General features: G+C 72.2%; 22 protein-coding genes and 1 tRNA gene. 10 read left to right on the top strand and 13 right to left on the bottom strand.

Annotated features, from left to right (window positions below):
- The first annotated feature begins 221 nt into the window (after positions 1 to 221).
- Positions 222 to 1,178 carry a S66 peptidase family protein gene (locus tag NE236_RS23060; protein WP_252844144.1) on the top strand — a complete coding sequence of 319 codons (957 nt, stop codon included), beginning with the start codon at positions 222 to 224 and terminating at the stop codon, positions 1,176 to 1,178.
- Positions 1,175 to 2,038, top strand: a complete 864-nt coding sequence (locus NE236_RS23055; protein ID WP_252844143.1) for a hypothetical protein — start codon at positions 1,175 to 1,177, stop codon at positions 2,036 to 2,038. The genes NE236_RS23060 and NE236_RS23055 overlap by 4 nt, the downstream gene beginning before the upstream one ends.
- 84 nt (positions 2,039 to 2,122) lie before the next feature.
- Here the strand turns inward: NE236_RS23055 and NE236_RS23050 are convergent, their stop codons facing one another.
- The 5 genes from NE236_RS23050 to yczE all read right to left on the bottom strand — a co-directional run bounded on the left by NE236_RS23050 (position 2,123) and on the right by yczE (position 7,764).
- Positions 2,123 to 3,922 (bottom strand): glycoside hydrolase family 15 protein, encoded by a 1,800-nt coding sequence (locus tag NE236_RS23050; RefSeq protein ID WP_252844142.1) that lies wholly within the window; start codon positions 3,920 to 3,922, stop codon positions 2,123 to 2,125.
- Positions 3,923 to 4,095: 173 nt separating this feature from the next.
- A complete protein-coding gene (locus tag NE236_RS44585; protein ID WP_252844141.1) occupies positions 4,096 to 5,448 on the bottom strand; it encodes a nickel/cobalt transporter in 1,353 nt (450 codons plus the stop codon).
- 116 nt (positions 5,449 to 5,564) lie between these two features.
- A complete protein-coding gene (locus tag NE236_RS23040; RefSeq protein ID WP_252844140.1) occupies positions 5,565 to 6,794 on the bottom strand; it encodes a DUF3500 domain-containing protein in 1,230 nt (409 codons plus the stop codon).
- A gap of 93 nt (positions 6,795 to 6,887) precedes the next feature.
- Positions 6,888 to 7,082: a hypothetical protein gene (locus NE236_RS23035; RefSeq protein ID WP_252844139.1), complete on the bottom strand. Its 195-nt coding sequence runs from the start codon at positions 7,080 to 7,082 to the stop codon at positions 6,888 to 6,890.
- Positions 7,083 to 7,119: 37 nt separating this feature from the next.
- Complete coding sequence (gene yczE / locus NE236_RS23030; protein WP_308209142.1) at positions 7,120 to 7,764, bottom strand: membrane protein YczE; 645 nt, start codon at positions 7,762 to 7,764, stop codon at positions 7,120 to 7,122.
- 142 nt (positions 7,765 to 7,906) lie between these two features.
- On the opposite strand from yczE, the gene yczR reads away from it, so the two are divergent.
- Positions 7,907 to 9,325 (top strand): MocR-like transcription factor YczR, encoded by a 1,419-nt coding sequence (yczR, locus tag NE236_RS23025; RefSeq protein WP_252844138.1) that lies wholly within the window; start codon positions 7,907 to 7,909, stop codon positions 9,323 to 9,325.
- 240 nt (positions 9,326 to 9,565) lie between these two features.
- On the opposite strand, the gene NE236_RS23020 is transcribed toward yczR, so the two are convergent.
- Together NE236_RS23020 and fdhD are read right to left on the bottom strand one after the other, a co-directional pair.
- Complete coding sequence (locus NE236_RS23020) at positions 9,566 to 10,459, bottom strand: alpha/beta fold hydrolase (RefSeq protein WP_252844137.1); 894 nt, start codon at positions 10,457 to 10,459, stop codon at positions 9,566 to 9,568.
- Between the two features lie 22 nt (positions 10,460 to 10,481).
- Positions 10,482 to 11,291, bottom strand: a complete 810-nt coding sequence (fdhD, locus tag NE236_RS23015; protein ID WP_252844136.1) for a formate dehydrogenase accessory sulfurtransferase FdhD — start codon at positions 11,289 to 11,291, stop codon at positions 10,482 to 10,484.
- Between the two features lie 146 nt (positions 11,292 to 11,437).
- Between fdhD and fdnG the strand changes: the two genes are divergently transcribed.
- From fdnG to nrfD, 3 genes are read left to right on the top strand one after another with little or no spacing between them, the layout of a single operon-like run.
- On the top strand, positions 11,438 to 14,518 hold the full coding sequence (gene fdnG, locus NE236_RS23010; protein WP_252844135.1) for a formate dehydrogenase-N subunit alpha: 3,081 nt from the start codon (positions 11,438 to 11,440) through the stop codon (positions 14,516 to 14,518).
- A gap of 2 nt (positions 14,519 to 14,520) precedes the next feature.
- Complete coding sequence (locus NE236_RS23005; protein ID WP_252844134.1) at positions 14,521 to 15,357, top strand: 4Fe-4S dicluster domain-containing protein; 837 nt, start codon at positions 14,521 to 14,523, stop codon at positions 15,355 to 15,357.
- Complete coding sequence (nrfD, locus tag NE236_RS23000) at positions 15,357 to 16,313, top strand: NrfD/PsrC family molybdoenzyme membrane anchor subunit (protein ID WP_252844133.1); 957 nt, start codon at positions 15,357 to 15,359, stop codon at positions 16,311 to 16,313. Before NE236_RS23005 ends, nrfD begins: the two co-directional genes overlap by 1 nt.
- A gap of 22 nt (positions 16,314 to 16,335) precedes the next feature.
- On the opposite strand, the gene NE236_RS22995 is transcribed toward nrfD, so the two are convergent.
- From NE236_RS22995 to selD, 3 genes are all read right to left on the bottom strand, one after another.
- A complete protein-coding gene (locus NE236_RS22995; RefSeq protein ID WP_252844132.1) occupies positions 16,336 to 17,103 on the bottom strand; it encodes an LppU/SCO3897 family protein in 768 nt (255 codons plus the stop codon).
- A gap of 150 nt (positions 17,104 to 17,253) precedes the next feature.
- The gene (locus tag NE236_RS22990; RefSeq protein WP_252844131.1) at positions 17,254 to 17,895 is read right to left on the bottom strand and encodes a trimeric intracellular cation channel family protein; all 642 of its coding nucleotides are present in this window, start codon (positions 17,893 to 17,895) and stop codon (positions 17,254 to 17,256) included.
- A 71-nt stretch (positions 17,896 to 17,966) separates the two neighbouring features.
- Positions 17,967 to 18,974, bottom strand: a complete 1,008-nt coding sequence (gene selD, locus NE236_RS22985) for a selenide, water dikinase SelD (protein WP_252844130.1) — start codon at positions 18,972 to 18,974, stop codon at positions 17,967 to 17,969.
- Between the two features lie 72 nt (positions 18,975 to 19,046).
- On the opposite strand from selD, the gene NE236_RS22980 reads away from it, so the two are divergent.
- The 3 genes from NE236_RS22980 to NE236_RS22970 all read left to right on the top strand — a co-directional run bounded on the left by NE236_RS22980 (position 19,047) and on the right by NE236_RS22970 (position 20,185).
- On the top strand, positions 19,047 to 19,313 hold the full coding sequence (locus NE236_RS22980) for a DUF6412 domain-containing protein (protein WP_252844129.1): 267 nt from the start codon (positions 19,047 to 19,049) through the stop codon (positions 19,311 to 19,313).
- 57 nt (positions 19,314 to 19,370) lie between these two features.
- Positions 19,371 to 20,075 (top strand): YidC/Oxa1 family membrane protein insertase, encoded by a 705-nt coding sequence (locus NE236_RS22975; protein WP_252844128.1) that lies wholly within the window; start codon positions 19,371 to 19,373, stop codon positions 20,073 to 20,075.
- Positions 20,076 to 20,089: 14 nt separating this feature from the next.
- Positions 20,090 to 20,185: transfer RNA gene (locus tag NE236_RS22970), tRNA-Sec, on the top strand.
- 61 nt (positions 20,186 to 20,246) lie between these two features.
- Here NE236_RS22970 and NE236_RS22965 read toward each other — a convergent pair.
- Positions 20,247 to 21,218: an aldo/keto reductase gene (locus NE236_RS22965; protein ID WP_252844127.1), complete on the bottom strand. Its 972-nt coding sequence runs from the start codon at positions 21,216 to 21,218 to the stop codon at positions 20,247 to 20,249.
- 38 nt (positions 21,219 to 21,256) lie between these two features.
- The gene (locus tag NE236_RS22960; RefSeq protein WP_252844126.1) at positions 21,257 to 21,523 is read right to left on the bottom strand and encodes a hypothetical protein; all 267 of its coding nucleotides are present in this window, start codon (positions 21,521 to 21,523) and stop codon (positions 21,257 to 21,259) included.
- 309 nt (positions 21,524 to 21,832) lie between these two features.
- On the opposite strand from NE236_RS22960, the gene NE236_RS22955 reads away from it, so the two are divergent.
- Positions 21,833 to 22,588, top strand: a complete 756-nt coding sequence (locus tag NE236_RS22955; protein WP_252844125.1) for a protein phosphatase 2C domain-containing protein — start codon at positions 21,833 to 21,835, stop codon at positions 22,586 to 22,588.
- 169 nt (positions 22,589 to 22,757) lie between these two features.
- On the opposite strand, the gene NE236_RS22950 is transcribed toward NE236_RS22955, so the two are convergent.
- A complete protein-coding gene (locus NE236_RS22950; protein WP_252844124.1) occupies positions 22,758 to 24,218 on the bottom strand; it encodes an MFS transporter in 1,461 nt (486 codons plus the stop codon).
- Between the last annotated feature and the right edge of the window lie 57 nt (positions 24,219 to 24,275).

The raw sequence follows: 24,275 nt of genomic DNA, 5'->3' as shown, positions 1-24,275 counted from the left end.
CGGCGGCCGGACGTGAGGCGGATTCGCGATCGTGCGGAGGCGGGAGACGCCGTATGATCATCTGGCCGACCGCGTGATCCGCGAGCCGATCGGGGAGGTTCTGACCGCACGGTGTCAGGAGCGAGTCGACGTCGAAGGCTCGGGCGCGCGACACCTGACCTCTTCCGCTGCGGGGGTTGTTGGTGCCATGCTCTGACGCAGCACATAACAAGGAGGGGCGGATGCGCGACCCCGGGGGCGGTCAGCCATCGTCCCTTCATGCCGGGGATCGGGTCGCCGTCGTCGCCCCCAGCGGTCCGGTCGACCCCGACCGCCTCGAGCGCGGTGCCAAGGTGCTGCGGGGTCTCGGCCTCGAGGTCACCTTCGGCGAGCACGCGCTGGACAGTGCTCCGGGCCTGCCCTATCTCGCCGGCGCCGACGCCGACCGCGCGGCCGACCTGCAGCGGGCATGGTGCGATCCGCGGATCGCGGCGGTCCTGTGCGCCCGCGGCGGGTACGGCGCCGCGCGGGTCCTCGACCATCTCGACTGGACCGCGCTCGGCCGCGCGACCCCCAAGCTCCTGCACGGATCCAGCGACATCACGGCCCTGCACGTCGCGTTCGGACGGCGGCTCGGAGTGGCCACCTCGTTCGGCCCGATGGTCGCCTCACTGATCGCCGACGGCGAGCCGGAGGCGGTCGCCCACCTGCGGGCGGGCCTCTTCGACCGGGGAGCGCCCGTCTCCGGCACGCACGCGCTGCGCGGCGGCCGCGCCACCGGCGCCCTGACCGGCGGGAACCTCTCCCTGCTGACCTCCCTGCTCGCCACGCCGTACGCCCCGGAGCCGGCCGCCGGCCGCATCGCCTTCCTCGAGGACGTCCGTGAGGCGCCCTACCGCGTCGACCGCATGCTCACTCAGCTCCGCCAGGCCGGCTGGTTCGACGGCGTCACGGGCGTCGTCCTCGGCACCTGGACCGGATGCGGCGACCTCGACGCGGTGTTCGCCGACCGGCTCGGCCCGCTCGGCGTGCCGATCCTCGCGGGCGTACCGGTCGGGCACGGCCCACGGCAGCTCACCATCCGGCTGGGCGTTCCGGTCCTGCTCGACGCGGACGCGCTCGTACTTCATCCGGGTGCGCCGGACGCCCGGGGGCGGCGCACCGGACCTCCGGGCGCCTTCGCGGGGGGGACACCATGACGACCTTCGAACGCCGCGACCACCGGCCCGCACCGGCCGGCGGAGACGACCAGGCACTCGACTCGCTCGTCGTGCTGGTCGCCGAGAGCCACGGCTACGGCTGCCGCCCCGTCCAGAACGACGCGATGCTCCTGGACGGCCCGCAGCGCCTCCACATCGGCATGCGCAACCTGCGCCAACTGGCCAGGCAGGTGCCCCGCGACGACTGGCCCGCGCTGGTGGCCGACCACGTCGGCACCATCATCACCGCCATCGAGGAGCCGCTCGACCTGCGCGACTTCCCGCTGGTGCGGGGGCTGCTGCGGGCTCGTGTCTACCCGGCCGAGGCCCGCACCGGCCGCCTCATCTGCCGGCCGTTCGCGCCCGGGCTCATCGAGGCGATCGTCGCCGACACCCCCACGACCGTGCGCACGATCGTCACCGACGACGCCATGACGTGGCCGGTCACGGCCGACGAACTGTTCGCCGTCGGGCGGGAGGGCGTGCGCGCCGACGGCCCGCTGGAGTGCGACGTCATCGACGACACCGGCATCCGGGTGCTGGAGGGGCAGACGTTCTACGCCGCCACGCACCTGCTCTGGCTGGACGCCTACCTCGACCCCGGGCCGTACGGCGCCCTCGCCGTCGCCCCCACCAGGAGCGCGATCGCCGCCTGCGCGATCCGCAAGAACACCGCGCTGATCACCGCGGAGCGACTGCACGCCTTCGCGCACAACGCCTACGACGAGGGGCCCGGCTCGCTCACGCCCGAGTTGTTCTGGAGTAGGAACGGCACCCTGACCCTGCTGGAGACCCGCACCATGGGCGGCCGTCTCGCCCTGCCCGCCGACTTCCTCCGCTTCCTCGACAGCCTTCCCTAACAGAGCCCACTGCCGTGATCGTCGAGAGTGTTGGTCGCTGGAACGACGAGAACCCTCGGCGATCCCGTCCTCCGCGAGCGTTGGTCAGGAGGTCGCGCGCCTGCTGCGGAGGCCGTCGTGGCCGTCGAGGTCGTAGGCGGTGAGGACGAGGGGCACGTGGCTGAACGCCTGCGGGAAGTTGCCGACCTGGCGGCGCAGGCGCGGGTCGTACTCCTCGGCGAGCAGGCCCACGTCGTTGCGCAGGCTCAGCAGGCGTTCGAACAGCTCGCGGGCCTCATCGGCCCGGCCGATCTGCCGCAGCGCGTGAGCGAGCCAGAAGCTGCAGGCGAGGAACGCGCCCTCGCGGCCCGGCAGGCCGTCGACCTCGTGCTGCTCGTCGCCGGTCTGGTACCGCTGGACGAAGCCGTCGACGGTGAGCTCCCGCTGGATCGCCTCGACCGTGCCGACGACGCGCGGGTCGTCGGGGGGCAGGAAGCCGACGCGGGGGATCAGCAGCAGGGCGGCGTCCAGCTCCTTGGACCCGTAGGACTGGGTGAACGTGCCCCGGTCGGAGTCGAACCCCTTCGCGCACACCTCGCGGTGGATGTCGTCGCGCAGCGCCCGCCACTTGTCCAGCGGTCCCTCGCGGTCGAACATCTCGATCATCCGTACGGCGCGGTCGACCGCGACCCACGTCATGACCTTCGAGTGGACGAACTGCCGCCGTGGCCCGCGGACCTCCCACAGCCCCTCATCCGGGTCGCTCCAGTGCTCCTCCAGGAAGCCCGTCAGCGCGCGCTGCAGGGACCAGGCGTGCCGCTCGGGCTGGATTCCGCTGTTCAGCGCCAGGAACAGCGCGTCGGCGACCTCGCCGAAGACGTCGAGCTGCAGCTGCTTGGACGCGGAGTTGCCGACGCGGACCGGCCGGGAGTCCTCGTACCCCGGCAGCCAGCCGAGCTCGTACTCCTCCAGCCGGCGTTCGCCGGCCACGCCGTACATGATCTGCAGATCCTCGGGGGTGCCCGCCACTGCGCGCATCAGCCAGGCCCGCCAGGCCTTCGCCTCGTCGCGGTAGCCGCTGCGCAGCAGGGCCTCGAGGGTCATGGTCGCGTCGCGTAGCCAGCAGAAGCGGTAGTCCCAGTTGCGCACGCCGCCGATGTCCTCGGGCAGGGAGGTGGTCGCCGCCGCGACCATCCCGCCGGTGGGCTCGTAGGTGAGCGCCTTGAGCGTGGCCAGCGAGCGCACGACCGCGTCGCGGTACCGGCCGTCGTAGGTGCACTGCCGCGCCCAGCCGGTCCAGAAGCGCTCGGTGCCGTCGAGGGCCTCGTACGGGTCGACGTCGCGCGGCGCGGGCAGGTGCGAGGGGTGCCAGGTGCACACGAACGGCAGCGAGTCGCCCTCACAGACCACGAACGTCGCGCGGTGGGCGAAGTCGCGGCCCTCCAGCTCGATCGGACTGCGCAGCCACACCGAGTCGGGCCCGGCGGTGCCGGTGAGGTGGTCGCCGATGCGGCGCATCCAGGGGATGACCCGCCCGTAGTCGAACCGGAGCTTCAGCTCGAGGCGCATGGGCACCCGGCCCGACACGCCCTCGATGATGCGGACGACGTCGGCCGCCTCGCCGCGTTCCGGCATGAAGTCGACCACCCGGACGGTGCCGTCGGGCGTGTCCCACTCGGTCTCCAGGATCAGCGTGTCGCCGCGGTAGCGTCGCCGCGTCGCCCGGCCGCCGGAGACCGGCGCGATCTGCCACCGGCCGTTGTCGGGCGTGCCGAGCAGCCCGGCGAAACACGCGGGGGAGTCGAACCGGGGCAGACACAGCCAGTCGATGGAGCCGTCCCTTCCCACCAGGGCACAGCTGAACAGGTCGCCGATGAGCGCGTAGTCCTCGATGCGTCCGGGCACCACGACCCCCTCGTATCTCGGATCCCCGTCGTACGGTAGCGCGGCAGCGTCACGGCGCAACCGTCAAGACATGCCCGTTTAGAAGGTTGTTTACCGTTAACTTAGGTCGGCTACGTCTCCTCTGCCCCTCGCAACGGTGCGTGGACCGGACGAAGGACGAGGAACGTGTCACCTCAGGCGAGAAGGCCGCTGAGTCCGGTCGCGGTCATCGCGCAGCCGAGGATCGCCACCACGACGGCCGAGAACAGCGGGACACGTGTGGTGAGCCACCCGGGAGCTCGACCGCTGAAGTGTGACAGGACCGGCGCCGCGGTGACGAAAAGGAGTCCCAGTCCGACAAGTACCGTCGCCAGCCCGACGCTGAAGGCGACGATCATCACCATGCCCAGCGCCGTCCGGTTGAGTCCGATCGCGAGAAGCAGGACGCTCAGCGCCTCGGGACACGGGATCAGCCCGGCCGAGAGCGCCATGGCCGCAAGGCCGCGCAGGCCGGTCGGCCGCGTGACCGGGCCGTGGTGATGGTCGTGATCGTGGTGATGGTCGTGGCTGTGGTCGTGGGCGCCGGTGCTCCTCCAGCGCCGGCGCACCAGGCGGATTCCGAGCACGAGCACCACGGCGCCGGCCACGCTTGTCAGCACCGGCACGATGACACCGGGGACGATGTACCGCCCGGCGGCGAGGACCACGCCCCCCAGGGCGACGACCGTGGCGGTGTGGGTGAAGGTGATCATGGTGCCGAGAGCGACGGCCTGCCTCGGTGTGCCTCGGTCGCCGACGAGGTAGGCGGCGAGCAGCGCCTTGCCGTGGCCGGGCGTCAACGCGTGGAGTCCGCCGAGCGCGGCGCACACGCCGATCAGTGCGAGCAGCGCCCAGACCGAGGTCAACGGACGACGCAGGGCATCGAGCATCGATGAACCAGCCGATGTGGGGGCGGGGGAGGCAGAGGTGTCCGGCGTCCCGGCGGTGGTGCCCGGGTTCAGAGCGACGGTCATCGTGCGACCGCCATCGGCGTGGCGGATAGGGCCGAGCGTGACCGCCTTCTCCCGAGCCAGGAGAACGGCCATCTGCACCGCTGCCCGGCCGACGGGCGCGTAGCGGTCGCCGACGGCCACCTGGTGCGCGTCCGCGGGCAGGTCGGCCGTCCACACGAGGGTGATCGTGCCACCAGCGGCGGCGAGCACGTCGGCGGACGGGTAGCGGTGTTCGGTCATCGACAGGTCGACGTCCCTGCCGTCGACCCGGACCGTCATCGCGGACCGCACCGCTGCCACATGCGCATCGACCTCGGCTGGGCTCAGCGTGCCGTCCCCGTCGGTGTCGAACGCGTGGACGAACTGCCGTGCGACCAGCACCCCCGGCGTGAGGTCGAGTTGCACGGTCAGCCCCGACCGCGCCGGGGTCAGATAGATCTGCTGCACGACCTCGTCGGTCGGATGTGCCTCCGCCGGGGTGGCGAGCAGGACGGGCACCATGGCGGCCAGCAGCGCGGTGAAGGCCCACAGGCCCCACCGTCGCCACGTGTCCACGACACGAGCTCCGCCCGCTCCGCGCCGATCGCCGTACCGAACGGTGGTCCCGGTCCACGCCGGGGCGAGAGGACCCGCCCCGGCGGGGGCGGGCCACTCTCTCGTCGTACCGAACCTCACGAGGCGTACTTGTCCCCGTACTCGTTGGTGGGATCACGGTAGATGCCGTGGATGTGATCGGTGGTCGCGTTGTTGATGGGGGTGCCGGCCTGATCCTGCGGGGGACTACTCGGGGTACCGCTCGGCGTGGGGCTCGGCGTACCACCACCGGGCCCACCGCCACCGGGCCTACCGGCGCCCTGCGGTGAGTACTCGATCACGAGCGTCGGGCCGGTGAAGCGGAAGTAGGCCGCGCTGCCCGGGGTGGTCGGCCCGTACCAGGCGAAGTACGTCCGGCGGAGGGCCGACTTGACCTCGCGCATCCGGGCCGCCGCGTCGGCGTCGTCCACCAGCCCGGTGTAGTGGCGGATCACCTTCAACGCGGCCGCCCGCTGGTGGGCGGTCATCTCGGAGAGCCGCAGGCCCTCCGGCGCGATCGTCTTGCCGTCCTCGCCGGGTCCGAGCACCAGGTCGATCGGCGTGTCGCCGAGGACCGCCTTCTCCTTCTGGGCAGTGTCCAGGGAGCCGACCAGTGCGAAGGCCTGGTCCTCGATGTCCCCGAGGGGGCGCACCGTCTTGCCGCCGGCGTCGGTGTAGCTCGCCGGCTGGTCACCGATGAAGCTCGGGGTCAGTGAGATCCGGCCGCCGGTGACGGCGGCGTTCACGGTCACGTGGTGGCCGCCGAACTGCCACATCCACGGGCCGGTCGTCGACGGGTTCCCGATCAGGGCGATGTAGTAGTACTTCTTGCCGAACAGGTTCGACTGGCCCGTCTCGGTGGCGTTCGCGTCATCGGCGTTCCACTCGGCGAGGACGCGCTTGTAGCCCTCGTGACTCAGCGACGCCTTCATGATCGCCAGCCAGGCGTTCTGCTGCGTCGTGCTCAGGTCGCCCCACTTCAGGCCGGCACGGGGGAACACCCCATAGGGGAAGTTGGACCAGCGCTGCTTCTGTTCCTGGTCCGTCCAGTCGAACAGCACGGTGTTCTTCTGCTCGGCGTCCAGGGTCGCCAGGAACGCTTTCGCCGCGGCGGTGGTCTTCTTGATCGGCGCGCCGTGGACCGCCGACGCATTGGCAGAAATGGCCTGGGCGAACGAGTCCGAGCCGGTGGAAACGGCGGTACCCGATGAGCACGAGGTGACGACGAGGAGGGCGGTAGCGGCTCCGACCGCGCCGGCTACACGGCGAGAGTGCGGCGGCCGTGGCTGTTGACGGGCGGGCTCCGGGTCACTCGAATACCAGAACACGGTACTCCTTAATGAGCGATCGACTCGGTCGCCGAGAACATACCGATCGATCCGCTCACCCGGGCCGTCGTGCTGCTTATTCTTAAATAAGAATCACATTTCCGTCCGAAAAGCCGTGCCCTGGCCGGCCCGGCCGAGCATGTACGCCCGGTACAGGTACAGGCTCGCGTGGGCGTCCCGGAGCAGCGTGGGGGCGGGATGGCCGTCGCCCGGCCGTACGCCTTCGGCCCGCTGGAGGCCTGGCCAGCGGTCGGCCGGCCGGTGCCGCCAGATTGTTTCGGGCAGCACCGGAACCACGTGTCCCCGGGGGAGCGGGACGGCGGCCTCAGGGCGTGTTCCCGCCCTCGGCCGGGACCGGGACGGCGGGGGCACTGGGCGCGGGCGTCGGCTCCGGCGACCGCCTGATCTCCAGCATGGGGATGAAGACGTGCGAGAGCGGGCCGATCGTCACCGCGTACAGGAGCGTGCCGATGCCCACGGTGCCGCCCAGCAGCCAGCCGGCGACGAGCACCGTCAGCTCGATGCCGGTGCGCACGACGCGGATGGAGTGGCCGCGCGCGGCCAGGCCGGTGGTCAGGCCGTCGCGGGGCCCCGCCCCCAGTCCCGCCCCGATGTAGCACCCGGTGGCGAAGCCGCCGACGACGATCGCCGCGACGAGGTAGACCCAGCGGAGGGCCAGGGTGCCGGGGTGGGGGAGCGCCCAGATGAAGAAGTCGGCGAACACACCGACGAGGACGGCGTTGCTGATCGTGCCGATGCCGGGCCGTTGACGGAGCGGGATCCACAGGGCCATGACGACGACGCCGGCGATGATGATCCAGGTGCCGATCGACAGGCCGGTCTGGCGGGCGAGCCCCTGGTGGAGGGCGTCCCAGGGGTCGTTGCCGAGCCCTGAGACCACCTGAAGGGCGATCCCGAGACCGTAGAGGGCCAATCCGACGTACAGCTGGGCCAATCGGCGGGCGATCACGGGTCTCCTCTGAATCAGGTACGTGACGTCGAACGTCGTGATCAGGGGCGAACGTCCATGCAGGGGCGTCGCTCCCGGGCTGTCGCCCATTCACTCATGGAGGTGGCTTGCCGATTAATGGCCAATCGGGAAAAGTGGCCGTATGACATCTCGGGCGATCAATGCCACCGGGCTCGCCCGCCTGCTCGGCGGCACACCGGAAGGCCGGCCCCTGTACGCGATGCTGGCCCGGAGCCTGCGAGGCCTCGTGCTCGACGGTCGTCTCCCGCTGCGCACGCGGTTGCCCGCCGAGCGCGACCTCGCCGCCGCCCTGGGGCTGAGCCGCACCACGGTGACCTCCGCGTACGACGCGCTGCGCGCCGAGGGATACGTCGAGAGCCGCCAGGGAGCGGGCAGCTGGACGGCGCTGCCCGCCGGCAGCCCGGGGGCGGCGCGCCACGGTCTCGCCGAGGACCGGACGCTCATCGACCTCGCCTGCGTCTCGCCGCCCGCCCCGCGGGGTTTCGAGGACGACGTCGCCGCCGCCGTGGCGGAGCTCCCGCGCTACGCCCGCGGGCCCGGCTACGAGCCGCTCGGGCTGCCAGTGCTCCGTGAGGCCGTCGCCGCGCGCTACACCGCGCGGGGCGTCCCAACGTTGCCGGAGCAGATCCTGGTGACGACCGGGGCCCAACACGGCCTGTGCCTCGTGTTCCAGGCGTTCGTCCGTCCCGCCGACCCGGTGCTCGTCGAGTCGCCGGCCTACCCGCACGCCCTCAACGCGCTGCGCCGCGCGGGAGCACGCCTCGTGCCCGCGGGCGTCAACGCCGGCTGGGACGCCGAACTCATCACGAGCGCCCTGCGGCAGTCCGCCGCCCGGCTGGCGTATCTCATCCCCGAGTTCCAGAACCCCACCGGCCTGCTCATGAGCGATGACGTCCGCGCCACCTTGGTCGCGGCGGCGCGGGCCACCGGAGCGTACGTCGTCACCGACGAGACCTTCACCGAGCTGGCCGTCGACGACGTCGCCCGGCCGCGCCCGCTCGCCGCCCACGACACCGACGGGCGGGTGATCAGCATCGGGTCGGCGTCGAAGGTGCTGTGGGGCGGTCTGCGCATCGGGTGGATCCGGGCGACGCAGGCCCTCGTCCGCCGACTGGCAGAGGCGCGCGAGACCGTCGACCAGGCCAGCCCGGTGCTGGAGCAGCTGATCGTCACCGAGCTGCTCGGCCGCATGGACGCGGTGGCCGGCGAGCGGCGCGCCACGCTGCGGGAGCACCGCGCGGCCCTCGTCGACGCGCTGCGCCGCGAGTGTCCCGACTGGGAGTTCACCGTCCCGCCGGGCGGCCTGTCGCTGTGGGCGCGGCTGCCGGGGACGTCGAGCACCGCGCTGGCGACGACGGCGGCCCGGTACGGCCTGCACGTCGTGCCGGGGACGGCCTTCGGCGTCGACGGCGTCCTCGACGACCATGTGCGCGTGCCTTACGTGCTTCCGCCGGAGATGCTCCGGGACGCCGCCCGCCGGCTCGCCGAGGCCTGCCGGGAGGCGGCCGGCGCCCACCAGCCTCGGCCCGTGTTCGTGTAGGCCCGGGCCCGGACGCGCGGCGGCCCGGACATGCGTTCGTGTGGGCCTGCCGGGGAGGCGTCCGGGTGCGCGGTGGCCTGGGCGTGCGTTGCGTGTGGGCCGGGACGCGCCGGCGTACGCGGTGGCCTGGGCGCGGGTTCGGGACGCGTCGAGACGCGCGGCTTGGGCCCGAAGTCCTGCGGGTCGCGGGCGCGTCGGCGTGCGCGGGAGTCCGCCCGCGTTCGTGCGGACGTGGGTGCGTCAGGGCGCGGAGGTCTGATCGATGTGGTCGGCGATGAGTCGCGCGATCTCGTCCGGCCGGGCGAGGAGCCCCCAGTGCGACGTGGCGACCGGCCGTACGCGCAGGTGCTCGGTGAACGGGCGAGGCGCCTCCGCCGCCAGCGCCGGGGTCGCGTACGCGTCCCGGGTGGGCACGATGACCTGCGTCGGCACGGTGACCGCCGGAGAGACGCCGGCCCGCCGCGCGGTGCCGCCGCGGCCGAGCATGTTCGCCCGGTAGAGGTTCAGCCCGGCGACGGCGTCCCGCCGCAGCGTCGGAGCGGGGTGACCACCGCCGGCCGGCACACCCTCCACCCGCTCCAGGCGCCGGCCCCAGCGGCCGGCCAGCCGGTGATTCCACACCAGCTCGGGAACCACCGGCACCTGGAAGGCCGCGATGTACCAGGACCGCAGCAGCTGCCGCACGGCGGCCGGCACGCCGGAGGGCCGCCGCAGGCGCGTCCGGAACCAGTGCGACGCGTGGTCCAGGCAGGGCCCGGAGATGGAGGTGAAGGAGGCGAACCGCCCGGGCATCGCGCGGACGGCCTCCCACGACTGGATCGAACCCCAGTCGTGGCCGACCAGGTGCACCGGCGCCTCGGGGGAGACGGCGTCGAGCACGGCGCTCATGTCGGCGAGGAGGTGCTCGAACCCGTACGCCTCCCGCCGCGAGGGGCGCGACGAGGCGCCCGCACCCCGCACGTCGTACGCCACGACGTGGAAGCGGTCCGCCAGCCGCTCGGCGACCCCGTCCCACACCGCGTGGGTGTCCGGGTAGCCGTGCACGAGCAGCACCGTCGGCCCGGATCCGCGTTCGTACACGGCGAGGTCGACGCCGTCGCCGCGGATCCGGCGTGTTCGCGTGTCGTCGGGCATGGCGTCCACGGTAGGCCTGCGCTCAGTCCTTGATCCGATCGGCCCCCGCGTAGACGTTCATCGAGCGTCCGCGAAGGAACCCGATGAGCGTCATGCCGGCCTCCTCGGCCAGCTCGGCGGCGAGCGAGGACGGCGCCGACACGGCCGCCAGCGCCGGTATCCCGGCCAGCAGGGCCTTCTGGGTCAGCTCGAACGACGCGCGGCCGCTGACCAGGAGGACATGACCGGTCAGCGGAAGCCGCCCGTCCTTCAGCGCCCAGCCGATCACCTTGTCGACCGCGTTGTGCCGCCCGACGTCCTCGCGGAGGGTGAGGAGCGCCCCGTTCGCGTCGAACAGTCCGGCGGCGTGCAGCCCGCCGGTCCGTTCGAACACCCGTTGCGCCCGGCGCAGCGTGTCCGGCAGGGCGGTCAGGACCTCCGGGTCGAGGACGGTCGCGTCGGACCGGACGTCGTACGACGCCCGCTGCCGGATCGCGTCGATGCTCGTCTTGCCGCACACCCCGCACGCGCTGGTCGTGTAGAAGGAGCGCTCCACCGAGACCTCCGGCGGGCGCACCTCCGCGGCCAGCGTGACGTCGACGACGTTGAAGGTGTCGGTGTCGGCGCAGTAACGCATCGCGGCGACGTCGTCCGGCGCGCGGATGACGCCCTCGGCGTACAGGAACCCGGTGATCAGATCGAAGTCGTTCCCCGGCGTCCGCATGGTGACCGACAGCGGACGCCCTCCCAGGCGGATCTCGAGGGGTTCCTCCACGACCAACGTGTCGGGCATGGCCCGCCGTCCGCGTTCGTCGATGTGCGCGATCCGCCGTCGCACGGTCACTCGGCCCATGATCCGACGGTACCGCGTGCCGAACCGGATCACGGGCGGCGTCCGCGTCCGCGAGAAAGTCGCGGCCCATGAGGCTTCAGAATCCGGGAAAGGGGAAAGGGGTGGGCACGGGACGCCGTTCGATGGGGGAAGGCTGACCAGCAGACGTGGGCATCGAGTCCTGGCCGGTGATCCGCCAGCTCACCGGCACCGACCCGCTGGGACGCGGCCGGGCCGCCCGCTCCGGGCGCACGGACGCCCTGGTGCCGCGCACCCGGACGGCCGACCGGGTCGCCGACTCCGTCTGCCCCTACTGTGCCGTCGGCTGCGGGCAGAAGGTCTACGTGAAGGACGAGAAGGTCGTCCAGATCGAGGGTGACCCGAACTCCCCGATCTCCCGCGGCCGGCTCTGCCCCAAGGGTTCGGCCAGCAAGCAGCTCGTCACCTCGCCGACTCGGCAGACCACGGTCCTGTACCGCCGCCCGTACGCCACCGAGTGGGAACCGCTCGGCCTCGACGAGGCGATGGACATGATCGCCGACCGGGTCATCGCGGCCCGCCGCGCCGGCTGGCAGGACGCCTTCGAGGACAAGCCGGTGCGCCGCACGATGGGCTTCGCCAGCCTCGGGGGCGCCACGCTCGACAACGAGGAGAACTACCTCATCAAGAAGCTCTGGACCGCGCTGGGGGCGATCCAGATCGAGAACCAGGCGCGTATTTGACACTCCGCCACCGTCCCCGGTCTGGGGACCAGTTTCGGGCGCGGCGGCGCCACGACGTTCCAGCAGGACCTCGCGAACTCCGACTGCATCGTCATTCAGGGCGCGAACATGGCCGAGTGCCATCCGGTCGGGTTCCAGTGGGTGATGGAGGCGAAGGCGCGCGGAGCGCGGATCTTCCACGTCGACCCGAGGTTCACCCGCACGAGCGCGATGGCCCACCGCCACCTGCCGATCCGCGCGGGCAGCGACATCGTCCTGCTCGGCGCGCTGATCAACCACATGCTGAGCGGCGGGCACGACTTCCGCGAGTACGTCCTGCACTACACCAACGCGTCGGTGATCCTCAACGAGAACTTCCGGGACACCGAGGACCTCGACGGGCTCTTCTCCGGGTTCGACGCCGAGACCTCGTCCTACGACCCGGAGACGTGGGCGTACGCCGCCGAGCACCGCGACGAGACCCTGAGCCACCCCCGCTGCGTCTACCAGGTGCTGAAGCGGCACTTCGCGCGCTACACCCCGGAGATGGTCGAGCAGGTGTGCGGCATCGCGCCGAACGACTTCGCCGAGCTGGCCGACGCGGTCGTCGCGAACTCCGGGCCCGACCGCACCACCGCCTGGGTCTACAGCGTGGGCTGGACCCAGCACACCGTCGGCGTGCAGTACATCCGCACCGCCGCGATTCTGCAGCTCCTGCTCGGCAACATCGGGCGCCCCGGCGGCGGCATCCTCGTGCTGCGCGGGCACGCGAGCATCCAGGGCTCCACCGACATACCGACGCTCTTCAACCTGCTGCCGGGCTATCTGCCGATGCCGTACGCCCACCACCACGAGGACCTCGACTCCTACCTCGAGCGGGCCGCCGGCGACACCGGCTTCTGGGGGCACAAGCGCGCCTACATGATCAGCCTTCTGAAGGCGTGGTGGGGCGACGCCGCCCACGCGGAGAACGACTTCTGCTTCGACTACCTGCCGCGCCTCACCGGCGACCACGGCACGTACCAGACGGTCCTCGACCAGATCGACGGCAAGGTCAAGGGCTACCTCCTCCTCGGGGAGAACCCCGCCGTGGGCTCGGCGGCCGGCCGGTTGCAGCGACTCGGGCTGGCCTCCCTCGACTGGCTCGTCGTGCGGGACCTGCAGCTCATCGAGAGCGCGATGTTCTGGAAGGAGTCCCCCGAGATCGAGTCCGGCGAGCGGACGGCCGAGGAGATCGGCACCGAGGTGTTCTTCCTGCCCGCCGCCTCCCACGTGGAGAAGGACGGGACGTTCACCAACACCCAGCGGCTGCTGCAGTGGCACCACAAGGCGCTCGACCCGCCGGACGACGCCCGCAGCGACCTGTGGTTCATGTACCACCTCGGGCTGCGGATCCGCGAGCGGCTGGCCGGTTCGACCGATCCCGTCGACCGGCCCGTCCTCGACCTGACGTGGGACTACCCCGAGGAGGGGCCGTACCGCGACCCGTCCGCGGAGGCGGTGCTGCGCGAGATCAACGGCTACGACGCCGACGGCGAGACCCTGACCGGGTTCACCGCACTGAGGGACGACGGCTCGACGTCCTGCGGCTGCTGGATCTACTCCGGCTGCTACGCCGACGGCGTCAACCAGACCGCCCGCCGCAAGCCCGGCGCGGAACAGTCCTGGGTGGCGCCCGAGTGGGGCTGGGCCTGGCCGTCCAACCGCCGCATCCTCTACAACCGCGCCTCCGCCGACCCGCAGGGCCGCCCGTGGAGCGAGCGCAAGGCCTACATCTGGTGGGACGGCGAGCAGTGGACCGGCCACGACGTCCCCGACTTCGAGAAGACCAAGCCGCCGTCGTACGAGCCTCCGCCGGACGCCACGGCCGAGGCCGCCCTCGGCGGAGCCGATCCGTTCATCATGCAGACCGACGGCAAGGGCTGGCTGTTCGTGCCGCGCGGCCTGGTCGACGGGCCGCTGCCCGCGCACTACGAGCCGCACGAGTCGCCGGTGTCCAACTTGCTGTACGGGCAGCAGGCCAACCCCGTCCGGCAGGTCTACCCGCGCCCGGGGAACCGCTACAACCCCGTCGGCGGCGACGTCTACCCGTACGTCTTCACGACCTACCGGCTGACCGAGCAGCACACGGCGGGCGGCATGAGCCGCTTCCTGCCGTACCTGTCCGAGCTGCAACCGGAGATGTTCTGCGAGGTGTCGCCGGAGCTGGCCGCCGAGCGCGGCCTCGTCCACGGCGACTGGGCGACGATCATCTCCGCGCGTAGCGCCATCGAGGCCCGCGTCCTCGTCACCGACCGTGTCAGGCCCCTGCGGATCCAGGGTCGCGTGATCCACCAGATCGGGCTGCCGTACCACTGGGGGTCGGCCGGCATCGTCCGCGGCGACTCGGCCAACGACCTGCTGCCGATCGTCCTGGACGCCAACACCCACATCCAGGAGAGCAAGGTCGCCACCTGCGACGTCCAGCCCGGACGCCGCCCGCAGGGCCCGGCCCTGCGCGCCCTCGTGCGCCGCTACCGCCGCATGGCAGGGATCCCGGAGGACTGACCATGAGCAACAGCCTGTACGGACCGCTCCCGGACGTCGCCGAGGACGCCGGCTACACCGAGCCGCCCGAGCGCCGGGGGTTCTTCACCGACACCTCGGTCTGCATCGGGTGCAAGGCGTGCGAGGTCGCCTGCAAGGAATGGAACGCCGTCCCCGACGACGGGTTCGCGCTCACCGGGATGTCGTACGACAACACCGGCGCGCTCGGCGCGAGCACCTGGCGGCACGTCGCGTTCGTCGAGCAGACCCGGCCGCACCAGGTCGGCGACGGCGTCGACACGCGCTGGCTCATGGCCTCGGACGTGTGCAAGCACTGCACCCACGCCGCCTGCCTCGACGTCTGTCCCACTGGCGCGCTGATCCGGACCGAGTTCGGCACGGTCGTCGTTCAGGAGGACATCTGTAACGGCTGTGCCTACTGCGTGTCCGCCTGCCCGTACGGCGTCATCGACCGCCGCGAGGACGACGGCCGGGCCTGGAAGTGCACCCTGTGCTACGACCGGATCGGCGACGGACTCGAACCCGCCTGCGCCAAGGCCTGCCCGACCGACTCCATCCAGTACGGCCCCCTCGACGAGCTGCGAGAACGCGCCTCCGCCCGGCTGAACACGCTTCACGAGGAGGGCGTGACGGAGGCGCGCCTGTACGGCGAGGACGACAGCGACGGCGTCGGCGGCGCGGGCGCGTTCTTCCTGCTCCTCGACGAGCCGGAGGTGTACGGTCTGCCGCCGGACCCGGTCGTCACCACCCGCGACCTGCCCGCGATGTGGCGATGGGCCGGCGGCGCGGCCCTGGCCCTGGCCGGGGGAGTGGCCCTGTCGTTCCTCGGGAGGCGCTGATGCGGCCGGGCCGTGACGGCGGACGCGGCGCGGGACGCGAGGAGCGCATGGTCCCGCGCGCGGAGTTCCGCTCCTACTACGGCCGCCCGGTGCTGAAGAAGCCGCGCTGGAAGGCCCCGCACATGCCCGGCTACCTCTACCTCGGCGGGCTGTCGGGCGCCAGTTCGACGATGGCCGCGCTGGCCGACGCCACCGGACGGCCCCGGCTGGCCCTGACCGGCAGGCTCACGGCCGCCGCGGCGGTCGCGGGAGGCGCCGGGCTGCTCATCGCGGAGCTCGGCCGCCCAAAGCGCGTCCTCAACATGCTGCGCGTGTTCAAACCGACGTCGCCGATGAGCGTCGGTTCGTGGATCCTCGCCGGGCAGGGCGGGTTCACCATGGCGGCGGCGGCCTCCGCCGTCACCGGGATCGCTCCCGGGCTGGGCCGTGCGGCGGGCGCGGCCGCCGCGGTGACCGGCCCCTTCGTCGCCACCTACACGGGCGTCGTGCTGGCCGACACGGCCGTGCCCGCCTGGCACGAGGCCTACCGTCACCTGCCGCTGCTGTTCACCGGCAGCTCACTGGCGAGCGGCGGCGCGATCGGCATGATCGCCACGCCGCGCGGCGACGCGGGACCCGCGCGCCGGATGGCGTTGATCGGCGCCGGCCTCGAACTGGCCGCCGCCGGCGCCCTCGAACGCGGTGTCGGCCTGCGGGAACGGCCGGACCTCGTCTCCGAGCCGTACCGCGCCGGACGCGCAGGCGTCTTCCTGCGGTCCGGGCGGGCGCTGACCGTCGCGGGGGCGGCCGGCGCCGTCGCGGCGGGCCGGAGCCGTGTGGCCGGCGTCGTTGCCGGCCTGGCCCTCACCGGAGGCGCGCTGTGCACGCGCTTCGCGGTCCTCTACGCCGGGCACGCCTCGGCGGAGGACCCGAAGTACACGGTCGTGCCCCAGCGCGAACGCCTCACCACGCCGTGAGCCGCCCCGCCGCGAATGCGCCTCAGAGCCTCTTCATGCAGAGCACGAAGCTCAGGAAGGTGTACGTGTTGCGCCGGCGGTACGCCGTCGTGTAGCCCGTCACACCCTTGCACTTGTCCCAGTCGGACGTGCCGCTGTACCGCTTGAGCACCTTGTAGGCGCCCGAGTGACACGACGCGTCCACCAGGTGCGGAGTCGACTGCGTACCGGTGTTCCTGACGCAGTCGCCCGGCTGAGCCGTCGCCGCCGCGTCGAGCGACGGCGAGGAGGAGGGGATCGAGGGGCTGCTGTCGGTCGGACTCGGGGAGATCGTGGGATAGCCCCCCGTCGGCGAGTCGGTCGGCAGCGGCGACGTGCTGCTCGCGATCGGCCGCGTCGGCTTGTCGTCGCTGCTCAGCGCCGCAACGGTCGCGATGCCGCCACCGAGGACGACCAGCGCCGCCACGATCGCCACCACGATGATCGGGCCGTTGTTCTTCCGCGGCGCCCCCGGCGGCGGGCCCCATCCTCCCGGACCAGGCGGCTCCGACGGGCCGTAACCGCCGCCGCCCCCACCCCACGGGCCGCCGGGCGGGGGCTGCTGGCCACCGCCGTAGGGCTGCTGCGGGTCGTTCGGGTAGTACGGCGACTGGCTCTCGCCGGGATAGCCCCCCTGACCCGGATAGGGCTGCTGGCCCTGCCCCGGATACCCCTGGCCGGGATACGGCGGCTGCTGGGGAGGGTAACCGCCCTGACCCGGCGGTTGATTGGAGTACGGCCCCTGGCCGTAGCCCTCAGGTGATTCGTGCACGGACAACCGCCCCTCGTCGCATAACCCCACAAAGATGTACTAGCCAACTAGTCTGCGGCCCGCTGTGCAAACCGGCCTTTACCTAAGACGTTAGGTTTCGGCTCCCGGATCCCACTAATCCGTGTCTGACCGAAGCCGGACAGGAACGGATCACGTGCGGTCCTCGAGGCCGCGCGCCCGCGGCATGCGCCACCGCAGCCGGATCGCCAGCAGCCGGACCCCGAACGCCAGCGCGGCGGTGACGAGAGTCACGAGATAACCGCGCGCCCCCAGCCCGTACGCGATCGTGGCGGTCGTCGCGCCCAGGAGGGCGGGGACGATGTACAGCTGCCGATCGTGCAGGACGCTCGGCACCTCCCGCGCCAGGACGTCGCGCAGGATGCCGCCGCCGATCGCCGTCGTCACGCCCAGCGCCGTCGCCGCCGGAGCCCCCAGCCCGTACGTCAGTGCCTTCATCGCGCCCACCACGCTGAACAGCCCCAGTCCGGCGGCGTCGAGCACCAGCACCGTCCGGCGGATGCGCTCCAGGTGCGGATGCCAGACGACGGTCAGCGCCGTCGCCACCAGCGGGACGGCCGTGTAGCCCAGATCCCGGAACGCCGCCGGGGGCACGGCCCCGATGACGAGGTCGCGCAGCACCCCGCCGCCCAGCGCGGTGATCTCTGCGAGCACCGCCATCCCGACGACGTCGAAGCGTTTACGGACGGCCACCAGCGCGCCGGTGACCGCGAACACGAAGATCCCGGCGAGGTCGGCGACGTACTCCACGTCGGTGCCGTGCACGGAGCTCACAGGCGGCATGATGCCGTGCCCGGACACTCGGCCGGGCACGGGGGGTGGTGGGTCCGTGACGTACGGGGGTGCTAACGGACGACCAGAGCATGGTCACGCCGGGCGACGAGCTCGCCGACCACCGGCGCACCCGGCACCTCACCGGCGACGAGCAGGCCGCCGGACGTCTGGGCGTCGGCCAGCAGCAGCCGCTCCTCCTCCGGCACGCGGCCGAGGTCCGTGTGCGGCGCCACCCAGGCGAGATTGCGTCGGGTGCCTCCCGAGACGTACCCCTCCCGCACCGCGTCGCGTGCCCCCTCCAGGTAGGGAACGGCCGCGGAGTCGACCACCGCGGTGACGCCGCTCGCCCGCGCCATCTTGTACAGGTGCCCCAGAAGCCCGAACCCGGTGACATCGGTCGCGCAGCGGTGGCCGCGCTCCAGCGCGGCCCGTGACGCAGCGGCGTTCAGTGTGGTCATCGCCGCGACGGCCTGCGGGAAGACCTCGCCCGTCGCCTTGTGCCGCGTGTTCAGCACTCCGACGCCGAGCGGCTTGGTGAGGGACAGGGGAGTGCCGGGCCGCCCGGCGTCCAGGCGCAGCAGCCGCTCGGGGTGCGCCAGCCCCGTGACGGCCATCCCGTACTTCGGCTCGGGATCGTCCACGCTGTGCCCTCCCGCGACGTGACACCCGGCCGCGCGCGCCACGTCGAGTCCCCCGCGCAGCACCTCGCGTGCGAGGTCCATCGGCAGCGTGTCCCGGGGCCAGCCGAGGAGGTTCACCGCGACGACGGGAGCGCCGCCGACGGCGTAGACGTCCGACAGCGCGTTCGCCGCCGCGATCCGCCCCCAGTCGTACGGGTCGTCGACGACGGGAGTGAAGAAGTCGGCGGTGGCCACCACCGCCCGGTCACCCTCGATCCGCACGACCGCGGCGTCGTCACCGTCGTCCAGCCCGATCAGCAGGTCGTCCGGGCGATCGGTGTCGATGAGCCCGGCCACGACCTCTTCGAGCTCCCCGGGCGGGATCTTGCAGGCGCACCCGCCGCCGTGCGCGTACTGCGTCAGGCGGTACGTCGTCCCAAGCGCTCCGCTGCTGCCCATACCGCGAACCTATCGCGCCGATCGCGCGCGACCGGAGGGGAACCCGGCGCGGATCGGGCGCGTCTGTAGGGCATGGTCCGGGTACTCACCGCCGCCATCGCGGCGATGATCGCGTGGTGGGATCTCGCCGCCGCGATCACCCCGTCCGCCGTCCTTCTCGCGGCGGCGACCCTGGCCGTCGCCGGGCTGATCACCCTCGTCGCATGCCGTGCCCCGGTGGCCGTCGCCGCAGGCCGGCCCGTCCGCGCCGCGGCCCTCCGCGACCGCGCGGGCCGCTCCGCGCTCGTACGCCTCCGCGACCCCGACGCCCCCGGCCGCCCCCGAGTGCGAGCGCCGTAAGGGACGGGCCGTTCGCCCGTCCCCACTGGATGACTTGCCGAAGGGTCCTCATCTCACATGTTCGCTGTTCTCGACGGCGCCGTCCGCGTCGCGTACGACCTCGTCACCGGCCTCACGTCCGCCCTCCATCCGCTCACCGGCGGCCTCGGTGCCGCCCTCGCGATCGTCGTCTTCACCGCCGGGGTCCGCCTCGCCCTGCTGCCGCTCAGCCGCCGCCAGGCCGCCGCGGGACGGGCCCGCCTCCGCCTCGCCCCTCAGGTCGAAAAACTCCGCGAGCGCCATCGCGACGACCCGTTGCGCGCCCACCAGGAGACGACCGCGCTCTACCGGGCCGAGGGCACCTCGATGTTCGCCGGCATCGGCCCGGCGCTGCTGCAACTGCCCGTGTTCACCGTCGTCTACCGGCTGTTCCTGTCCCCGGCCGTCGGCGGCCACGTCAACCTGCTGCTCGCCCACACCCTGTTCGGTGTGCCGCTGGGGAGGCGTTGGCTCCTGTCGGCGGGCGCGTCCGGCCCGCACGGCCTGGTCTTCCTCGGCCTGTTCGCGCTGCTCGCCCTGGTGGCCTGGTGGACGTCACGCCGGATGTACGCGGGCCAGACGCCCCCGGCGGGACCGCTCGGCACGGTGCTGCGCCTGCTGCCGTTCGGCACCGTCGCGGTCGCGGCGTACGTTCCCCTCGCGGCCGGCCTGTACCTGCTGACCTCGACCGCGTGGAGCGCCGCCGAACGCGCCGTCCTCGGGCGCGGTGCCATCGCGGACTGAGTAGGCTCTGCGGCGGAGGCGGGAGGGTGCCTGGTGGCCCTCAAGGTCTTCAAAACCTTTGGACGGCGCTCGGCGCCGTCGGCGGGTTCGATTCCCGTACGCCTCCGCCATCACCCCTGACGCCGCGCTGACCGGCGAAAACGCCGCAGTGGGCGCGCGCCCCGCAGGCCGTCACCGGCCGATCATGCGCATCTGGGCCTCGTTGTGGTGGTCGCCCGCGGCGGGGGCGAGGCCATCCAGGAGGGCGATCTGCTCGGCGGTGAGTTCGACCGTGTCGGCGGCGACGTTCTCCTCCAGCCGGGAGGCGCGCTTGGTGCCGGGGATGGGAACGATATCGTCACCCCGGGTGAGCAGCCATGCCAGGGCGACCTGGGCGGGCGTCGCGCCGACTTGGACGGCGATGGCCTTGACCTCGTCGGCGAGGCGGAGGTTGTGCTGGAAGTTCTCGCCGGTGAAGCGCGGGTTGTCTCGGCGGAAGTCATCGGCGCCGAACTGGTCGGTGGAACTGATCGTGCCGGTGAGGAAGCCGCGTCCCAGCGGTGAGTAGCCCACGAAGCCGATGCCGAGTTCGCGCAGGAGCGGCAGTACCCCTGATTCGGGGTCGCGGGTCCACAGGGAGTACTCCGACTGGAGCGCGGTGATGGGGTGGACGACGTGCGCGCGGCGGATGGTCGCCGGGCCGGCCTCCGAGAGCCCGATGTGGCGGATCTTGCCTTCGACCACCAGGTCGGCCAGGGCGCCGACGGTGTCCTCGACGGGAGTCTCGGGGTCGACGCGGTGCTGGTAGTACAGGTCGATGTAGTCGGTGCCCAGGCGGCGCAGCGACCCTTCGACGGCGGTGCGCACGTTGGCCGGGCTGCTGTCGAGCCCGGTTCGGCCGGTGTGGGAGACCATCCCGAACTTGGTGGCGAGCACGGCCTGGTCGCGGCGTCCCTTGAGGGCGCGTCCCACGAGCTCCTCGTTGGTGTAGGGGCCGTAGACCTCGGCGGTGTCGATCAGGGTGACGCCGAGGTCGAGGGCCCGGTGGATGGTGCGGATCGACTCGGCGTCGTCGCTGCCCGCGCCGGTGTAGGCGAAGTTCATGCCCATCGTGCCCAGCCCGATACGGGCGACGTCCAGGTCGCCCAGCTTGACATGCTTCATGATCATTCTCCGTTTCGCTGCGGAGGGATGTGCGGGGATCACTCGCCCGGCGGTCCGCTGATGTCCACATTGCCCTGCGAGTCCGCCCGGTGACAGGCCGGGCTGTTCCGGGGTGTGACAGGGCCCCTCACGGTCTCGGCGGGCACGGGCCGGCGCGCGACCCCTTCGCGGCGGTGCGCTACCAGCTGGACGAAGCCGCGCGGGGCCGCCTGCTGCCCATCATCGAACAACTCGCGGAGGAGCCTGCCGCGCCGGACGCCGATCCCGAACTGCTGCGGCACCTGCTGGCCGCGCTGATCCTGCACATTCGCCGCCTGCCGGCGGTCCCCGGCGCTCGATTGCTCGAGGAGGGCGGGGAGATCTTCAGCCCGTTTCTTGCGAGGAACTCCGGGCCTTCAGTTCAGGCCCGGGAGGAATCGCATCCTGGAGCTGAGTGGCGCGGAGCGCCGCCGTCCGATGTCACCGGCGCGAGGTCGCGGTCCCGATGTGTGCGCGACCGGCCGCGGACCGCGAGGGGGACGGCCGGGTCCGGCCGCCGCGGAACTACCATCGCCGTGTGGTCGGGAGGCGAAGGCGGCCTTCCGGAGGGTCGTCGGCTGGAGGACGAGCGGTCAGTGCAGATCACCTATGCGACCCAGGCGGCGCCTGGGGGAGTCAACGAGGATTGCGTGGTCGCCGGTCCGGACTGGGCGATCGTGCTGGATGGTGCGACCGCGCCGGCCGGCGTCGACAGTGGATGCGTCCATGACGTCGCGTGGCTGGTGCGCCGGCTCGCGGGAGCGCTGGGCGCTCGCCTGGCGGCCGGCGCCGACGGCCCCCTCACCGACCTCCTGGCGGAATCGATCGAACAGGTCTGCGCGTCGCACGCGGGGACGTGCGATCTGGCCAACCCGGACAGTCCGTCGTCGACCGTCGCGGTGACGCGCCGGCGCGACGGCGAGGTCGAGTGTCTCCTCCTGGCCGACTCGCCGGTCGTGGTGCGCGGCCGTGACGGTTCGCTGCACGTGGTCGAGGACGACCGCGTCGCGCACCTTCCGGGCGGGCGCCCGTACACGCTGGAACAGGTGCGGACGCACCGCAACCGGCAGGGCGGATTCTGGGTCGCGAGCAACGTGCCGGAGGCCGCCCACCAGGCGGTGACGGCGACCTTCCCGGAGCGGGAGGTGGACGAGGTGGCGATGTTCACCGACGGGGTCACCCGGTTGGTCGAGCACTACGGATACGACTGGCCGCGCCTGTTCGAGACGCTGCGGACCGGTGGTCCGGCGCACGTCATCGGCCTCGTACGGCGGGCGGAGCGGGACTCGCCGATACCGGGCGCGAAACCGCACGACGACGCGACGGCGCTGCTCGCGACCCGGGCGGCCTGAGCCGGATCGTCCATCGCCGGCGCGTTCCGGCGTCGGAGCCGGCCAGGGCGTGTCTGGACATGTCCGCTGTTTGGCCGCTGCGAACGGGATCTGTTGTCGGACACGCCAGACGCCCGATCGCCCGGGGAGGCATCCCCGGGCGATCGGTGAGAGTGGTGAGAGCGGTGGCTCAGTTCATCGCGCCCTGCCGCGCCGCCCGGCGGCGCAGCAGCGGGAGCAGGGTGATGACCAGCCCGACGAGCGCCACGGCCGTGACGAAGGTCAGGCCGGGCCGGTACTGCGCGAGCATGGCCGCCGGTGAGTGGCCGGCGGGCCGTGCGTCGTCGCCGGTGATGATGGCGGTGGTGACGGCCAGGATCAGTGCGGCGCCGACCTGGCCGGCCGTCTGTACGAGCCCGGCCGCCAGCCCCTGCTCGTCGTTCTCGACGCCCGCCGTGGCCTGAACGTTGATGGACGGGAAGCCGAGGGCGAAGCCGGCACCGAGCAGGAGGGCCGTCGGCAGGATCGCCAGGACGTACACCGGGTGCGTGTCGACGCGCAGGAAGAGCAGGTAGCCGACCGACATCGCGGCCATTCCGCCGACGATGAACCAGGCCGTGCCGAACCGGTCGATCATCGTGCCGGCGAACGGGGCGCTGAGTGCCACCAGGAGCCCGGTGGGCAGCAGGGCCAGGGCCATCGTCAGCGGCGTCCAGCCGAGGACGGACTGCAGGTAGAGCGTGACGATGAACTGGAACGCCGTGTAGGAGCCGAACAGCGCGACGATCGCGAGGTTGGCGCGGACCAGCGTGCCCTTGCGCAGGATGCCCAGCCGGACCAGGGGGTGCGCGACACGGCGCTCGACCAGGACGAACGCGCCGAGCAGGACGACGACGGCGCCGAACAGCGCGAGCGTCAGCGGGGCGGTCCAGCCGCGGGCCGGGGCGGACACCAGGTCGTACACCATCAGCAGCATCGCCGAGGTGGACGTGAGCGCGCCCAGAATGTCGTGGCCGCCTTCGGAGGCCGCGCGGTCGCGGGGGATCAGGGAGAGGCCGGCGACGAGCGCGATGATCGCGACCGGGACGGGCATCAGGAAGGTCCAGCGCCAGCCGATCCCGGTCATGAGGCCACCGAAGATCAGGCCCGAGGAGTAGCCGCTGGCGCCGAAGACGGTGTAGATGGACAGCGCCTTGTTACGCGCCCTGCCTTCGGCGAACGTCGTCGTGATGATCGACAGCCCGGTGGGCGCCGTGAAGGCGGCGCTGACCCCCTTGATGAAACGGGTGGCGATCAGGAGGGGGCCCGAGTCGACCAGGCCGCCGAGCAGCGAGGCGACGGCGAACACGGCGAGGGCGATCAGGAAGACCCGCCGCCGTCCGAGCAGGTCGGCGGTGCGGCCGCCGAGCAGGAGCAGCCCGCCGTAGCCCAGGACGTATCCGCTGACGATCCACTGGAGGCTGGAGGTGCTCAGGCTCAGGGCCGAGCCGATGGACGGGAGCGCCACACCGACCATCGACACGTCGAGCCCGTCGAGGAAGAGGACGAGGGAGAGAACGGCGAGGATGCCCCACAGCCGGGCGGACCACCGGTGCGGATCGGCCGGGGCGCCGGGAAGCGTGCGTGAGTCTGGGAGTGCTGTCGTGGTCACCGGACAGAAGTTACATGCACGTGCATCAGATGTCCAAGCATTAAATGCAGTTGCATC

This window comes from Actinoallomurus purpureus (genome assembly GCF_024055795.1).
In the GTDB taxonomy this organism is placed as follows: Bacteria; Actinomycetota; Actinomycetes; order Streptosporangiales; family Streptosporangiaceae; genus Actinoallomurus; species Actinoallomurus purpureus.
Note: the sequence above shows the minus strand (reverse complement) of the source record. Positions and strands in the feature narration are given on the sequence as shown.

Coding starts and splice junctions, on each gene's coding strand:
- NE236_RS23060 (WP_252844144.1), top strand. CDS start 222: ATGCGCGACCCCGGGGGCGGTCAGCCATCGTCCCTTCATGCCGGGGAT.
- NE236_RS23055 (WP_252844143.1), top strand. CDS start 1,175: ATGACGACCTTCGAACGCCGCGACCACCGGCCCGCACCGGCCGGCGGA.
- yczR (WP_252844138.1), top strand. CDS start 7,907: ATGACATCTCGGGCGATCAATGCCACCGGGCTCGCCCGCCTGCTCGGC.
- NE236_RS23020 (WP_252844137.1), bottom strand. CDS start 10,459: ATGCCCGACGACACGCGAACACGCCGGATCCGCGGCGACGGCGTCGAC.
- fdhD (WP_252844136.1), bottom strand. CDS start 11,291: ATGGGCCGAGTGACCGTGCGACGGCGGATCGCGCACATCGACGAACGC.
- NE236_RS23005 (WP_252844134.1), top strand. CDS start 14,521: ATGAGCAACAGCCTGTACGGACCGCTCCCGGACGTCGCCGAGGACGCC.
- nrfD (WP_252844133.1), top strand. CDS start 15,357: ATGCGGCCGGGCCGTGACGGCGGACGCGGCGCGGGACGCGAGGAGCGC.
- selD (WP_252844130.1), bottom strand. CDS start 18,974: ATGGGCAGCAGCGGAGCGCTTGGGACGACGTACCGCCTGACGCAGTAC.
- NE236_RS22980 (WP_252844129.1), top strand. CDS start 19,047: ATGGTCCGGGTACTCACCGCCGCCATCGCGGCGATGATCGCGTGGTGG.
- NE236_RS22975 (WP_252844128.1), top strand. CDS start 19,371: ATGTTCGCTGTTCTCGACGGCGCCGTCCGCGTCGCGTACGACCTCGTC.
- NE236_RS22965 (WP_252844127.1), bottom strand. CDS start 21,218: ATGAAGCATGTCAAGCTGGGCGACCTGGACGTCGCCCGTATCGGGCTG.